Here is a 15163-nt window from a genome sequence, read left to right on the forward strand (position 1 = left end):
GGCGATGCAGACCAATTTTTCTGCTGCCCAGCTTGCCGATCCACATGTCGCGGAATCGGAAAAGATCCTGCGCAAATGCGTGCATTGCGGCTTCTGCACCGCCACGTGCCCGACCTATGTGACGCTCGGCAACGAGCTCGATTCGCCACGCGGGCGCATCTACCTGATCAAGGACATGCTGGAGAATGGCCGTCCCGCCGACAAGGAGATCGTCACCCACATCGATCGCTGCCTGTCGTGCCTCGCCTGCATGACCACCTGCCCGTCGGGCGTCAACTACATGCATCTGGTCGATCATGCCCGCGCCCATATACAGGAGACCTACAAGCGGCCGCTGCTCGACCGCCTGACCCGCGCCATGCTGGCCTTCGTGCTGCCCCATCCCGCGCGTTTTCGCGCGGCACTCAGGCTGGCGAAGCTGGGCAAGCCGTTCATTGGCCTGTTCGAAAAGGTCCCGGCGCTGAAGCCGCTCAGCGCCATGCTCAAGCTCGCACCGGCATCGATTCCCAAAACCTCGCCGATGGCCTCGCCAGGCATCCATGCCGGGCAGGGGACCAAAAGAGGCCGCGTCGCCATTCTCACCGGCTGCGCACAGTCGGTGCTTGATCCCGCCATCAACGAGACGACGATTGCGCTGCTGACGCGGCTCGGCATCGAGGTGGTGGTGCCGCAGGGCGAGGGCTGTTGTGGCGCGCTGGTGCATCACATGGGGCGGGAGCAAGCCGCGCTTGCCTCGGCCAGACAAAATGTCGATGCCTGGACGCGCGCCATCGAACAAGGCGGGCTCGATGCCATCGTCGTCACCGCGTCCGGCTGCGGCACGACGATCAAGGACTACGGCTTCATGCTGCGTCTGGATCCGGCCTATGCCGACAAGGCCGCACGCGTATCGGCGCTGGCCAAGGACATCACTGAGTATCTCTCGGGTCTCGACCTGCCAGAACCGGTGCGCAAACCCGGCACCATCGTCGCCTATCATTCGGCCTGTTCGATGCAGCACGGCCAGAAGATCACCCGACAGCCGAAAGAGCTGCTGGCCAGGGCCGGCTTCGTCGTGCGCGAGCCGCGCGAGGGTCATCTGTGCTGCGGCTCGGCCGGCACCTACAACATCCTGCAGTCCGAGATTTCGGCCAGGCTGCGCGACCGCAAGGTGAAAAACATCGAGGCGACGGGCGCCTCGATCGTCGCCACCGGCAACATCGGCTGCATCACCCAAATAGCTTCCGCCGCCAAGCTGCCGGTGGTGCACACGGTAAAACTGCTCGACTGGGCTTATGGCGGGCCGAAGCCGGACGGCATTCTGGAAGAGAGCCTTGTCGCCGCGCAGTAGAGTCGCCGCGTCGTGTCTCGGTGCTTACTCGGCCGCCAGCCTGTCGGCCGTGCCGTAGGTCGCTTCATAAAGCGCACGTTGCCGGCTGAGCGCCACCATCGTGTTGCGCAGCAGGATCGCGACCGTGATCGGGCCGACGCCGCCCGGCACCGGGGTGATCCAGGAGGCGACCTCGCGCACGCTTTCGGTGTCGACGTCGCCGACAATACGGCTGGACCCGTCAGGCCCGATCTCTGAATTGATGCCGATGTCGATGACCGCTGCGCCCGGCTTCACCATGTCGGCCTTGATCAGCCGTGGCTTGCCGACGGCGACGAACAGCGCATCGGCGCGCCTTGCGTGGGCAGCGACCGATCGCGTCATGTGGTGGCAGACCGTCACCGTCGCGCCTTCGCTCATCAGCAGGAAGGCGATCGGCTTGCCGACAATTTCCGAATGGCCGACGATGACGACTTCCAGCCCCTTGAGGTCGAGGCCGGTTTCCTTCAGCAGTTCGACCGAAGCGGCTGCCGTGCAGGGCGCGAGGTCGAGCTGGTTGTAGACTATGTTGCCGATCGAAGCCGGATGCATGCCTTCGACGTCCTTGAGCGGATGCACCGCCGCCTGCAGCGCCCTGATCGGGATATGAGCGGGAACCGGCCGCTGGATGATGATGCCGGTGACGCGCGGATCGGCGTTCAGGCCGTGGATGGCCGCTTCCAGTTCGCCCGAAGTGATGGTGGCGGGAAAGCGCCGTTCCTCGAAATCGATGCCCGCCAGTTGCGCCTTGGCGCGCTGGTTGCGCACATAGACGTCCACCGCCGCGGTATCGCCGACGGTGATCGAGATCAGCTTGGGCGGAAAGCCCTCGGCTTTGGCAATCGCCGCATCCTCGCGCACCGCGGCGATGATGCGCTGGGCAACCGGGCCGCCCTTGAGATAGCGGCTGTCGTCGGACAGGGGCATGGGTGAACTCTTTTTGCTTGGTCGCCGCCCACATAGCAAAAGGACATCGAAAAGGGCAGCACGAAAGCGAACCGCCATGCCTTTTGCGCGACGCGCCCAAGAATAGTCTCTCGTTATGCGCGCCAGGCTCCGGTCAAAACGGAAAGGGCAGCGCGGTTTCCCGAGCTGCCCTTTCTGACCGACCGCATCCCCATACGGCCCGTCCCCCGTTGTCTCTTCCGATCCCCAGGAAACGATCGCTTCCGGATCAGGTGATTCGCAGCACCCTTTATATCACCTCGACCGTGGTTCCGACATTGACCCGTTCATAGAGGTCGACGACGTCCTCGTTGCGCATGCGGATGCAACCCGACGACACCGCACCACCGATCGTCCACGGCTGGTTGGTGCCATGGATACGGTACTCGGTCGTGCCGAGATAGAGCGCGCGTGCGCCCAGCGGGTTCTCCATGCCGCCGGCCAGATAGGTCGGCAAATAGCGGCCCTTGGCGGCTTCGCGCTTGATCATTTGGGCTGGCGGGCGCCAGTCCGGCCACTCGCGCTTGTTGGTGATCTTGTGCGTGCCCGACCATTCGAAGCCGGGTTTGCCGGTGCCGACGCCATAACGCCGCGCCTTGCCGTCCTTCTCGATCAGAAAAAGGAAATTCTGCGTGGTGTCGATGACGATCGTGCCCGGCTTCTGCGGGCCGTCATAGGCGACTTCCTGCGGCAGATAGATCGGGTTGATCTGCGGGCGCATGGCCATGCGCTTGGCCGGCGCCTGCACCGCCGCCGTCTGCACCCGGTCGGGCCGCGCCGGTTGCGCGTAGTGAAGGCGCGGCTGCTGCACGACCTGGCGGTTCTGCCGCACGATGCCGGGCGCCTGGCCAAGCTGCAGCACCCAGGGTGCGGAAAGGTCGGGACTCACCATCACCGGCGGCCTGTCGGCATAGCGGTCGCCGGCGGTGGAGGGCGTGACGCCAGCGGCAAACACAGCCACGGCGCCGAGCACGGGAAACAGAACTGTCTTCATCGGAACGCACCTTGATCGTCTGATACAACCGGGTGGAAACGCCCCCCAGTTCAGCGATCATTGGCGCGCAAGCAGCAACCGAAACATGAATCGGAATGCGTAAAATGCGCAAGTGTCGGTAAAGCTTTTGGTGTGGTTACCGCCGGGTTCAGGAATCTGGTAAAGCCACGGTAAATGCAGCGCAAAAGCGCATTAACGAACGGATTTTGGTTATGGAAAAGGAAAACACCGGCCTGCTCGTCGGTCCCGACGGCGTCGCGCGCTGCTTCTGGCACGGCAATCTGCCTGACTATCTGCACTACCACGACCACGAATGGGGACGGCCGGTGGCGGATGACCGCCGGCTGTTCGAAAAGATCTGCCTCGAAGGTTTTCAGTCGGGCCTGTCGTGGCTGACCATCCTGCGCAAACGGGAGAATTTTCGCGCGGCCTTCGCCAATTTCGAATTCGACAAGGTCGCCGCCTTCACCGACAAGGACGTCGAGCGCCTGCTTGGCGATGCCGGCATCATCCGCCATCGCGGCAAGATCGTCTCGACCATCAACAACGCCAAGCGCGCCCGCGAGATGGTCGATGTATCAGGCTCGCTGGCCGCCTGGTTCTGGACGTTCGAACCCGGCCCGGACGAGCGGCCCGAAATCGTCGATCTCGCCCATCTGCGCGCCAACCCGACCACATCAGTGTCGGTCCGGATTTCGAAAGAGTTGAAGAAGCGCGGCTGGAGCTTTGTCGGCCCGACCACCGTCTACGCCTTCATGCAGGCCATGGGCCTGGTCAACGACCATCTCGAGGGCTGCGTCTGCCGCGAGGCGGTCGAGAAGGAACGGAAGGCTTTCAAAAGGCCGAAGTAAGCGTAGCGCTCTTCCTTCTCCCCTTGTGGGAGAAGGTGGCCGCGAAGCGGCCGGATGAGGGGTGTTCCGGGGAACACCAACGCCTCATTCCGTCCAGCACCCCTCAACCGTCTCGGCGCTGCGCGCCGATCCACCTTCTCCCACAAGGGGAGAAGGTCAGGCAGCGCCTACTTCATCAAGCGGGCAATCTCAGGTGCCGTTGACGCTGGCCAGGAAAAGCCCGGCGACGATCGCCGCTACGGTGGCCACGGCTGGATAGATCACCAGCAGGCCGGTCACCAATGCGTCGCGCATGGATGGCCCCTCGCTGGTGTCTGCCGGTGCGTCGAACGGGCCGGCAGCCTGGCTGACCATTTTCGGGGCGTGGATGTCGGCCGGGCGCAGGCGTGCTGGCAAGTCGCCGGCTTCACCGTCGATGGCATGGAATCTTGCTGTGCTGGTCATGGCCGAACCCCTTCGTGTCGGTGCGGGTTATCGGCCGTGATTGTGTCGGCACAATGCCGCACCCGTGGCGGGATTGTTTCATTTCCGGTGCGTTTTGTTTCAGATCTTGGCGCCCCTTTCCCTTCTCCCCTTGCGGGAGAAGGTGGCCGAGCGAAGCTCGGCCGGATGAGGGGTGTTCCAGCTTGGCACCGCCAGTACTCTGTCCAACACCCCCTCATCCGTCTCGGCGCTGCGCGCCGATCCACCTTCTCCCGCAAGGGGAGAAGGCAAAGCGCGCGCCCTTGCCGCACAAAGCCGCATCGGTTAGGACACGCGCGCTATGGAAAGCGGTAATTTTACCGCCCCACGAAGCCACGAAACACCGGGTGCCCAGCTCATGGCCGACAAATCGGAAAAGACGAAAGCGCGACTGCCGCGCGGTTTTGCTGACCGCGGCGCCGAGGACATCCGCGCAGTCGAAAAGATGATGGCGACGATCCGCTCCGTTTATGAGCTTTACGGTTTCGAACCGGCCGACCAGCCGCTGATCGAATACACCGACGCGCTGGGCAAGTTCCTGCCCGACCAGGACCGGCCCAACGAAGGCGTTTTCTCCTTCCAGGACGACGATGACCAGTGGCTGTCGCTGCGCTACGACCTGACCGCGCCGACCGCTCGCTTTGTCGCCGAGAATTATGAGCGCCTGCCCAAACCCTATCGCAGCTATCGTTCCGGCTGGGTGTTCCGCAATGAGAAGCCAGGCCCCGGCCGCTTCCGCCAGTTCATGCAGTTCGACGCCGACACGATCGGCACGCCGGGCGTGGCGGCGGACGCCGAGATGGCCATGATGATGGCTGACGTCATGGAAGCGCTCGGCATCAAGCGCGGCGACTACGTCATCCGCGTCAACAACCGCAAGGTGCTGGACGGCGTGCTGGAAGCGATCGGCCTTGGCGGCGACGACAATGCCGGCCGCCGGCTGACCGTGCTGCGAGCGATCGACAAGCTGGACAAGCTCGGGCCGGAGGGTGTGCGACTTCTGCTCGGACCGGGGCGCTGGGATGGCGGCAAGGAAGGCGAAGGCGACTTCGCCAAGGGCGCCGGGCTGAATAATTTGCAGGCCGAGGCGGTTCTTCTCGCGACAGCGAAGACTGGACAGGCTGGCCAGGATTCCAGCGTCAGCGCGAACGCGGTCTACCAGGAGGGCGTCAGCGAACTCTCGACGATTGAAGCCTTGGTCCGGGCGGCAGGATATGCCGAAAACCGTATCGCCATGGACCGTTCCGTCGTTCGTGGCCTCGAATACTACACCGGCCCCGTCTTCGAGGCCGAGCTGCTGGCCGAAATCCCCAATGAGGACGGCCAGATCGTGCGCTTCGGCTCGGTCGGCGGTGGCGGCCGCTATGACGGCCTCGTCTCGCGCTTCCGTGGCGAGCCGGTGCCGGCGACCGGTTTCTCCATTGGCGTGTCCCGGCTGATGACGGCGCTGAAGAACCTCGGCAAGCTGGACAGCGCCGACGTGATCGCGCCGGTCGTCGTGCTGGTGATGGACAAGGACACCGACAGCCTCGGCCGCTACCAGAAGATGGTAAGCGCGCTGCGTGCCGCCGGCATCCGCTCCGAAATGTATCTCGGCGGCGCCGGCATGAAGGCGCAGCTGAAATACGCCGACCGCCGCGGCTGCCCGGTAGCCATCATCCAGGGCGGCGACGAGCGCGCCAAGGGCGAGCTGCAGATCAAGGACCTGATCGAAGGCGCGCGCATGTCGGCCGAAATCACCGACAACGCCGAATGGCGCGCCGCGCGCCCGGCGCAGGTGACGGTTGCCGAAAGCGACCTGGTTGGTGAGGTGAAGAAGATTTTGGCGGCGCAGGCCGAGGAGAGGGCTCGTGGCGAGTAGAGGTCGCGTTCCTTCGCGCCCCCCTCTGTCCTGCCGGACATCTCCCCCTCCAGGGGGGAGATTGGCCGTCATCACCGCTTTCGCCAATCTTCTGCGTTGGATGGCTGGAGCCGCCGCCGAAGCCGCCAATCTCCCCCCACAAGGCAGGGGAATCGCACATGAGTAGATCGGGTCACTTGCGTGGTGGAGAGAAATTGATTCTGACGGACCTCTTGAAGACAGGAGGTCATGATGGTGTTTGTGGATATATTCGACGAGGTTCCGGACCCTCGAGACTTCACGGCCCAGCACGAATTGCCAGAGATTTTGTTCGTGGCGCTGGCGGCGGTGCTTTGCGGAGCGACGCACTGCACGGAGATGGTGCTGTTTGCCAAGTCGCGGCTCGATCTGTTGCGGCAGTTCATCCCCCTCAAGCACGGCGTGCCCAGCCACGACACCTTCAGCCGGGTGCTGGCCGCACTCGATCCGGTGGCCTTCAACGCCGCCTTCATGCGCTTCATGGCCGCCTTCGGCACACAGGCGCACATCGATGTGCCGAAAGGCCAAGTCGCCGTCGACGGCAAGAGCCTCAGGCGCGCCTACGCCAAGGGCTGCGCCCACATGCCGCCGCTGGTGGTTACAGTCTTTGCCTGCGACACCTTCATGAGCCTGGCTCAGGTCGTGGCACACAAGGGTGGCGAGGTCGAGGCTGCGATCGAGGCGCTCAAGCTGTTGTCGCTCAAGGGGTTGACCGTCACCGGCGATGCCTTGCACTGCCATCGCCGCATGACCAAGACCATCCGCGAAGGTGGCGGCAACTATGTGCTGGCCATCAAGGGCAACCAGTCGAAACTGGCAGTACAGGCCAATGCCGCCCTCGACGCGGCAGCTGCGAGCAAAAGAACCAGGTTCCATCAGGTCGACGAGGATGCCCATGGCCGCCACGAGGTGCGCCGTGCTTTCGTCGTCCCCTTCGCCCAGACGCCGGGCCAGAACGCGCTCGTCGACCTTTGCGCCGTCGGCCGTGTCGAAAGCTGGCGCACCGTCGATGGCAAGACCACCCACAAGGTCCGCTGCTATGCGTTGTCGCGCACAATGCCGGCCAAAGAACTGATCGCCTCCGTTCGCCGCCACTGGAGCATAGAGAATGAGCTGCACTGGCAACTCGACGTCCTGCTCTGCGAAGATCGCATCAGGGGTCGCAAGAACAACGCGCCGGCAAACCACGCCATACTTCGGCGCCTTACTCTCAACATCCTTAGAGCCGACCCGGAAAACATCCCGCTCAGCCACAAACGACTCAAAGCACGGTGGGCCGATCAAGACCTCATCAGCCTTATCACTCATATGCGATAGCCCTGCCCCTGGAGGGGGAGATGTCCGGCAGGACAGAGGGGGGCGCCGTGGAGCACCGACCTTCGGTCTAACCCGCTGGTCCCAAACCAGAGGGTCGTAGAGCATCGAGGTCGGCAAATTGACCTCCCGCTACCCCGCCATATCAGCCGACATCACAAACCTCTTCGCCACGCGCAACACGCATGCGGTCGAGGTCGCCGTGCTGCAGCCGGCCGACCCGTTCCTCGACATGGCGGGCGAGGATCTGCGTCGCCGTATTTTCCTCACCGAAAGCGAGACCGGGCAGGCGCTGTGCCTGCGGCCGGAATTCACCATTCCGGTCTGTCTCGACCACATAAGTTCGCAGGCCGGCACGCCGCGCCGTTATTCCTATCTGGGCGAAGTGTTTCGCCAGCGCCGCGAAGGCGGTAACGAGTTCTTCCAGGCCGGCATCGAGGATCTCGGCGATCGCGACACCGCGCAAGCCGATGCCCGCTCGCTTGCCGATGCGCACGCGCTGCTCGCCTTGGTGCTGCCCGGCCAGGCGCTGGCGATCACGCTCGGCGACCAGACCATTTTCGAGGCGGTGCTGGCAGCCCTTGGGCTGCCGCGCGGCTGGCGCATGCGCCTTGCCCGTGCCTTCGGCTCGGCGCCGATGCTGCAGGCGGCACTTGCCGATCTCGCCAACCCGCCGCGCAACGGCCAGCTCTCCGGTCCGGTCGCAGCCCTAGTGCTCGACGGCGACCTTGAAGGTCTTTCCGCGCACATCACCAGTGGCATGGAGGAGGCCGGCCTGTCGGCCTCCTCCGGGCGCGCGCCGGCCGACATTGCGCGGCGGCTGATCGAGAAGGCCGAATTGCGCAGCGTGCGGCTGTCGAACGAGGCTTTTGCCGCGCTGAAGACTTTTCTGGCGATCGACGTGCCGCTTGATGGCGCAGCCCAGGCCCTGGAGACCTTCGCCGCCGGCGCCGGGCTTTCGCTTGATACCGCGCTGGAGAAATTCGCCGCCCGCGCCAGGGCGATCGAGGCGCACGGCCTGCCGGCGGCAAGAATCCGCTACGATGCCGCCTTTGGCCGCCCGCTCGACTATTACACAGGCCTGGTCTTCGAGATCGCGGCGCAGGATGGCGACCGGCCGCTGGTCGGTGGCGGCCGTTATGACCGGCTGCTGACGCTGCTTGGCGCCAAAACGCCGATCCCCGGCGTCGGCTTTTCAGTCTGGCTCGACCGCATCGAGGCGTTGCGGGAGACGGCACCATGATCACGCTGGCGATCCCGTCGAAAGGCCGGCTCAAGGAACAGGCGCTGGAGGTGCTGGCCAAGGCCGGGCTCGCCGTCAGCCTGCCCGGCGACGAGCGCTCCTATCGCGCCCGCATCGAAGGCGCGGAAGGCATCGAAGTGGCGTTCCTGTCGGCTTCCGAAATATCGGGCGAGATCGGCCAGGGCGCGGTCGATCTCGGCATCACCGGCGAGGATCTGGTGCGCGAGAACCTCGCCGACTGGGAGGCGCGCGCCGAAATCGTCGCCCGTCTCGGCTTCGGCAACGCCGATGTCGTGGTTGCCGTGCCGGACATCTGGCTCGACGTCGACACCATGGCCGATCTCGACGACGTCGCCGCCGATTTCCGCCAGCGCCATGGCCGGCGGCTCAGGATCGCCACCAAATACTGGCGGCTGACCCAGCAATTCTTCTCGCAGAAACACGGCATCCAGGTCTATCGCATCGTCGAGAGCCTCGGCGCCACCGAAGGCGCGCCGGCTGCCGGGCTGGCCGATGTCATCGTCGACATCACCACCACTGGATCGACGCTGCGCGCCAATCATCTCAAGGTGCTCGGCGACGGCCTCGTTCTGCGCTCGCAGGCCTGTCTGGTGGCGTCAAGGAAGACGCGTGCGGCGGCCGATGAGGCGCTTCTGCGCGACATAGCCGCGAAGATGGCAGCGGCGGTCGGATAGCGATCCAGCCCCCGCGAGGGGCAGGGCTATCGCATACGGATTCTTGCGAAGATGGACCCTCACCCTAACCCTCCCACAAGGGGGAGGGAACGCTGCCGCGCTCTTCATCTTTGGCGTTGAAACCTCGACAATTTGCCGAGATCGGCGCCTACGGAAGTCTCCCTCCCCCTTGTGGGGAGGGGTTAGGGGTGGGGGTGTTCGTAGAGCGAAAGCCTCGGCTTCCCATATGCGATTGCCTCCCCACAAGGGGCAGGGATCGTACCATCGGCGGGATTTTCACCATCCCCTCAGGCTGATACGTTCAGGCCAATCCTGGGAGGAGACAGCGATGCCGATCAATCTCGACGAGCTGAAGAATGCCACCAATCTGCGCGGGCGTGGATCGCGCGATGGCGGTGTTTTCGTGGCCCCCGTCGATGGCCGGGCGCATGTCTCGGGCGAGCGCACCGTGCCGCTGCTCAACAAGACCATTCCGGCGCTGTTTTCCGACACGGTCGGCAAATATGGCACGCTTGATGCCGCCATCTTCGTCGACCAGGACAAGCGCTTCACCTGGAGCGAACTGTCGGACACGGTGGATGCGCTGGCCGCCGGCTTCCTGGCGCTCGGCCTGGAAAAGGGCGATCGCGTCGGCATCTGGTCGCCCAACCGCTGGGAATGGCTGGTGACGCAATTCGCCACCGCCCGCATCGGCCTGATCCTGGTCAACATCAACCCCGCCTACCGGCTGACCGAGCTGGACTATGCCTTGAACAAGGTCGGCTGCAAGGCGCTGGTCACCGCAGCCAAATTCAAGACCTCCGACTATCTCGGCATGATCGAGACGCTGGCGCCGGAAATCGCCACCGCCACGCCCGGCAAGCTCAAGGCGAAGAAGCTGCCAGCACTGAGGATCGTCATCCGCATGGGCGACGAGAACTCGCCCGGCATGTTCAATTTCGGTGACGTGCTGGCCATGGCCGGGCGCGACGAGCATGACAGCCTCGACCACATCTCGCAGGGGCTGAAGCCCGGCGATGCCATCAACATCCAGTTCACCTCGGGCACGACAGGGGCGCCCAAGGGCGCGACGCTGACCCACACCAACATCGTCAACAACGGCAATTTCGTCACCTCGGCGATCAAGCTGACCGTCGACGACCGGCTCTGCATCCCGGTGCCGCTCTATCATTGCTTCGGCATGTCGATGGGCACGATGGGCTGCGTGTCGAAGGGCGCGACCATGGTTTTCCCGGGCGAGGGGTTCGATGCCGGCGCCACGCTGAAAGCGGTGGCTCAGGAACGCTGCACCGGGCTCTACGGCGTGCCGACCATGTTCGTAGCACTCCTCGATCATCCGGATTTCCCGTCCTTCGATCTCTCCAGCCTGCGCACCGGCATCATGGCCGGCTCGCCATGCCCGATCGAGGTGATGAAGAAGGTGGTGTCGCTGATGCATATGGCGCAAGTGACCATCGCCTACGGCATGACCGAGACCAGCCCGGTGTCGTTCCAGAGCGGCGTCGACGACCCCTTGGAAAAGCGCGTCTCGACGGTCGGCCGCATCCACCCGCATGTCGAGGTCAAGGCGATCGATACGGATGGCGCCACCGTCGCGGTCGGCGCACCGGGCGAACTGTGCACGCGCGGTTATTCCGTGATGAAGGGCTATTGGGACGACGACGACAAGACCCGCGAGGCGATCGACACCGACGGCTGGATGCACACCGGCGACCTCGCCACCATCGACGCCGAGGGCTATTGCAACATCGTCGGCCGCGTCAAGGACATGGTCATCCGCGGCGGCGAGAACGTCTACCCGCGCGAGGTCGAGGAATTTCTGTACCGCCATCCCAAGGTGAAGGAGGTGCAGGTGTTCGGCATCCCCGACGCCAAATATGGCGAGGAGCTGTGCGCCTGGATCGTGCTCAAGCCGGGTCAGATCGTCACCGAGCAGGAGATCAAGGCCTTCTGCGCCGGCCAGATCGCCCACTACAAAATCCCGCGCTACATCCGTTTCCGCAGCGATTTGCCAATGACGGTGACCGGCAAGCCGCAGAAGTTCTTGATGCGCAATGCGATGGTCGAGGAGTTGGGGCTGGTGACGCAGAGGACGGCTTGAGGGCTGGCGCCCCGGTTGGGCTGCTTTGCGCCAACTGCCGGAGCATGGCGACGAGGCAATGAACGTCCCAATCGGGCCGGAAGCGGACCGGCAGGTTTCAGGCTATGATAGCTGACGTTGGAAATTATTCCGTGAAGGCCAGCAATCGACCCGTCGCGCACTTGCGCTAGTCTAGGATTCCCGCCCAATTCTGGCATTCGTGTCCGCTTGCGCCCAGGACGGCTTTATACATTCAGTGTTTGCCCCCTCAGGTCGAAAGGACTTGCTAGATGGCGGTACACACTACGATACTGTACAGGAACGATACTGTGCAGGATATCGAGTCGAGATTAAGCATGAAGATAGAAAGCATCCTCATTACGAACTTTCGAGGCATCGTGAAAAGCGAGGCGCGTGAGCTTGGTGACACAATTATAATTGCCGGGCAAAATGGATCGGGCAAATCGTGCATTTTTGACGCTATCCGCCTTCTAAAGTCGACATACGGTGGATATCAGCAGAATGAATGGCAGCAATTTTTCGGTGAATTCCAAATACAACTAACTGGCGGATCGAAAAACCTGAAAGGATTGTTCAACAATGAAGCGATGCCTTGTCATATAGAGTGTCATTTTAGATTACGGGAGAACGAGAAAATATATATCAATCCTAACGCTGTAGAACTTCTAGAAGAGACTATATGGCAAAGTGTTTTACCGGAAGCGTTTCAGTTTGGTGGCTATCATAAGGCTCTGTTCTCTATTCAGTTTAGAGAGCGTCAGCCTGAGGTAACCGCGCGCGTACAGGCAGAGTTACCGCTTCTCCTAGAAGAATTAGCAAAACCAACGATCGTCGGTGCCATCGAGATACAACCGGACGGACGCATAGCGATTTCGGAATCGCGCCTCCTATCGGTTGTGTTTAGCAACTACCGTCCTCGCCAGATCGGCGTCATCGATTTTCATGGCGCCCAGCGGCACTACGGACGCGAGAATGTGCAAGGCATTAATCTAAATCTCGAACAAGCGAACCAGACGTATAGTCAAAGCACATTGTATAACTACAACAATAAGTATAACAATGTTAAAAGTGAGATGGCTGGAAATTTTATCAAGGAGATTCTAGCGGAGAAGGCCGGGCCTACAGGGGATAACGCGCCGCAACCGTTGACTGCGACTTTGATAGAGCTTTTTGAAGCATTTTTTCCGGACAAGAAGTTTCTCGGTCCCTGTCCCACGACTGATGGCAGTCTATCCTTTCCGGTAATCACGCAATCCGGTACGCAACATGATTTGGATGAGCTAAGTTCTGGAGAGAAAGAGATATTGTATGGCTATCTTCGCATAAGAAGCTCAGCGCCACGTGATTCGATTATATTGTTGGACGAGCCGGAACTGCACCTCAACCCAAGACTTATCCGAGGACTACCAGAATTCTACCGAAAGCACTTGGGCGAAGCACTTCAAAATCAAATTTGGCTAGTGACGCATTCGGATGCCTTAATTCGTGAGGCAATCGGCAAACCTGGGTTTAACGTTTTCCATATGCTGCCCTGCGGGTCGGACGGCGCGGATGTGTCTCAATTGAGGCCTTTAACGGTATCGGGCGACCTTGACGCCGTTCTGGCAGACCTAGTCGGTGACTTGGCAGCTTATCGCCCTGGAGGCAAAGGTCTCATTTTTGAAGGTGGCGGGGATTCAGATTTCGACAAAACGCTCGCCGGATCGTTATTTAGCGAGGAACTCCGGGGTATTAATCTGATATCGGGGACAAACAAAATACGCGTTAACTGCTGCACGAGGTGCTTGAGCGGGCGCACGCGAGCGGTGCCGTGCCGACAAAGTTCTATGCGATTGTCGACGGCGATACCGAGGAACCGGTTGAAGACAGTCAAGCGGTAAACCGCCACGTTTGGGATGTGTATCACATTGAAAACTATCTTCTTGAGCCAGAACTCATCGCACATGTTGTTAGAACTATCGATCCAAGCCGGAGCGACGATTCCAACTCTGTTCGGAGCGCGCTAGAAGCAGCTGCCCGCAACGTTGTTCCTTCAGTGCTGATTCACCGAATCAGGTCTTCAACTAATTCCAAATTGGTTAGAGCGATAAATCTCGGTTTTTCGCCAAGCACGCTAACCGTTGCACACGACCTTCACGAGGCAATCTCAAGATCGATGACGCGCATGCAAGCAGAGATAGCCACAGGCCTCTCTGAGCCCTCGTTGTTGGTAGCCGAGCAAGCGCTTCGGGTAGAAATTGAAGCCAGTTTTGCGGACGGGACTTGGATAAAAAAGCTGCCCGGTCGTGACATACTTAAGCAGTATGTTTCATCGCAACAGATCGCCATAGGTTATGAGATTTTTAGGAATTTAATTGTCGGGCGGATGGTGGAAGTCGGTTTCAAACCAGTTGGGATGAAAGAAATCATTGACAAGGTTGCCGCTAATTAATTGCTTATCCTCAATTAGAATACATGTGGCGACTGATTTGAGGCGTAAAGCTGTCATCCAAGATTCAGCCTAGTTAGATTGTCTTTGGGTCATTAGCAGACCTTGATGGGTCCATTGCCCCAATCACCTCAGGCGCGGACCACGGCCCGCGCCTTTCTCATCTTCAACCTTCCAATCCTCAGTCCTTCTCGAACACTCGCGCCTTGGCAACCACACCCGCAATAGCGCCGCCGATCAATGGCGCGACGATGAACAGCCACAGCTGTCCGATCGCGGCACTGCCGGAAAACAGCGCCGGGCCGATCGAGCGGGCCGGGTTGAGCGACGTGCCGGTGACCGGGATGATGGCGAAGTGCAGTCCGGCCAGCGTCAGGCCGATGACCAGGCCGGCGAACGCCGTCGAGTGCTTTTCAGCGGTGACGCCGAGGATCACGGTGACGAAGGTGAAGGTGCCGATCAGTTCCCACAGGAACGCCGAGCTGACACCCCATTTCGCCACGTCCCAGCCATTGGCGCCGAAGCCGCCTGTGTGTCCGCCCGTCTGGCCGGAGACGATGATCCACAGCGCCAGCGAAGCGAGGATGGCGCCGATGATCTGCGCGATCCAGTAGGGGATGACGTCCTTGGCCGGCAGCCGGCCGGCGAGGAAGACGCCGAGCGTGACCGCCGGATTAAGATGCGCGCCCGAGATCGGACCGATCGCATAGGCGGCCGCGATGAGGCCGATGCCGAACGCCAGACCGATGCCTTCCTGGCCGAGCGGCAGCGCGCCGCCGAAGCCGCCCGTCACCACCGACGCCGTGCCGATGAACACCAACAGAAATGTGCCTAGAACTTCCGCAAGATAAGTTTTCATTGCCCTCTCCTCGTATCGATCCGCCGGTCCGCGTTTTCCGCGCC

The 15163-nt window shown here is 61.9% G+C and carries 13 protein-coding genes; 9 read left to right on the top strand and 4 right to left on the bottom strand.

The window, feature by feature from the left end; all coding sequences use genetic code 11:
• Positions 1-4 precede the first annotated feature (4 nt).
• The gene (glcF, locus tag BPNPMPFG_RS29255; RefSeq protein ID WP_258592041.1) at positions 5-1330 is read left to right on the top strand and encodes a glycolate oxidase subunit GlcF; all 1326 of its coding nucleotides are present in this window, start codon (positions 5-7) and stop codon (positions 1328-1330) included.
• Positions 1331-1354: 24 nt separating this feature from the next.
• On the opposite strand, the gene BPNPMPFG_RS29260 is transcribed toward glcF, so the two are convergent.
• Both BPNPMPFG_RS29260 and BPNPMPFG_RS29265 read right to left on the bottom strand, forming a co-directional pair.
• A complete protein-coding gene (locus BPNPMPFG_RS29260; RefSeq protein WP_258592042.1) occupies positions 1355-2275 on the bottom strand; it encodes a bifunctional 5,10-methylenetetrahydrofolate dehydrogenase/5,10-methenyltetrahydrofolate cyclohydrolase in 921 nt (306 codons plus the stop codon).
• A 268-nt stretch (positions 2276-2543) separates the two neighbouring features.
• Positions 2544-3287 (bottom strand): L,D-transpeptidase, encoded by a 744-nt coding sequence (locus BPNPMPFG_RS29265; RefSeq protein ID WP_258592043.1) that lies wholly within the window; start codon positions 3285-3287, stop codon positions 2544-2546.
• 212 nt (positions 3288-3499) lie between these two features.
• On the opposite strand from BPNPMPFG_RS29265, the gene BPNPMPFG_RS29270 reads away from it, so the two are divergent.
• On the top strand, positions 3500-4138 hold the full coding sequence (locus tag BPNPMPFG_RS29270; RefSeq protein ID WP_258592044.1) for a DNA-3-methyladenine glycosylase I: 639 nt from the start codon (positions 3500-3502) through the stop codon (positions 4136-4138).
• 189 nt (positions 4139-4327) lie between these two features.
• Here the strand turns inward: BPNPMPFG_RS29270 and BPNPMPFG_RS29275 are convergent, their stop codons facing one another.
• Entirely contained in the window at positions 4328-4582 is a 255-nt protein-coding gene (locus BPNPMPFG_RS29275) for a hypothetical protein (RefSeq protein ID WP_258592045.1), read from the bottom strand.
• A 376-nt stretch (positions 4583-4958) separates the two neighbouring features.
• Between BPNPMPFG_RS29275 and hisS the strand changes: the two genes are divergently transcribed.
• The 7 genes from hisS to BPNPMPFG_RS29310 all read left to right on the top strand — a co-directional run bounded on the left by hisS (position 4959) and on the right by BPNPMPFG_RS29310 (position 14263).
• The gene (hisS, locus tag BPNPMPFG_RS29280; protein ID WP_258592046.1) at positions 4959-6461 is read left to right on the top strand and encodes a histidine--tRNA ligase; all 1503 of its coding nucleotides are present in this window, start codon (positions 4959-4961) and stop codon (positions 6459-6461) included.
• 228 nt (positions 6462-6689) lie between these two features.
• Positions 6690-7796, top strand: coding sequence for an ISAs1 family transposase (locus tag BPNPMPFG_RS29285; RefSeq protein WP_258590727.1), 1107 nt, complete (start codon positions 6690-6692; stop codon positions 7794-7796).
• Positions 7797-7914: 118 nt separating this feature from the next.
• The gene (locus tag BPNPMPFG_RS29290; RefSeq protein WP_258592047.1) at positions 7915-9036 is read left to right on the top strand and encodes an ATP phosphoribosyltransferase regulatory subunit; all 1122 of its coding nucleotides are present in this window, start codon (positions 7915-7917) and stop codon (positions 9034-9036) included.
• A complete protein-coding gene (gene hisG / locus BPNPMPFG_RS29295; protein ID WP_258592048.1) occupies positions 9033-9731 on the top strand; it encodes an ATP phosphoribosyltransferase in 699 nt (232 codons plus the stop codon). The genes BPNPMPFG_RS29290 and hisG overlap by 4 nt, the downstream gene beginning before the upstream one ends.
• 328 nt (positions 9732-10059) lie before the next feature.
• Positions 10060-11832: an AMP-binding protein gene (locus tag BPNPMPFG_RS29300; RefSeq protein WP_258592049.1), complete on the top strand. Its 1773-nt coding sequence runs from the start codon at positions 10060-10062 to the stop codon at positions 11830-11832.
• 335 nt (positions 11833-12167) lie between these two features.
• Complete coding sequence (locus BPNPMPFG_RS29305) at positions 12168-13712, top strand: AAA family ATPase (RefSeq protein WP_258592050.1); 1545 nt, start codon at positions 12168-12170, stop codon at positions 13710-13712.
• Positions 13643-14263: a hypothetical protein gene (locus BPNPMPFG_RS29310; protein ID WP_258592051.1), complete on the top strand. Its 621-nt coding sequence runs from the start codon at positions 13643-13645 to the stop codon at positions 14261-14263. The genes BPNPMPFG_RS29305 and BPNPMPFG_RS29310 overlap by 70 nt, the downstream gene beginning before the upstream one ends.
• Before the next feature lie 178 nt (positions 14264-14441).
• On the opposite strand, the gene BPNPMPFG_RS29315 is transcribed toward BPNPMPFG_RS29310, so the two are convergent.
• Complete coding sequence (locus BPNPMPFG_RS29315) at positions 14442-15119, bottom strand: MIP family channel protein (RefSeq protein WP_258592052.1); 678 nt, start codon at positions 15117-15119, stop codon at positions 14442-14444.
• Between the last annotated feature and the right edge of the window lie 44 nt (positions 15120-15163).

The organism is Mesorhizobium sp. AR07 (genome assembly GCF_024746815.1).
In the GTDB taxonomy this organism is placed as follows: domain Bacteria; phylum Pseudomonadota; class Alphaproteobacteria; order Rhizobiales; family Rhizobiaceae; genus Mesorhizobium.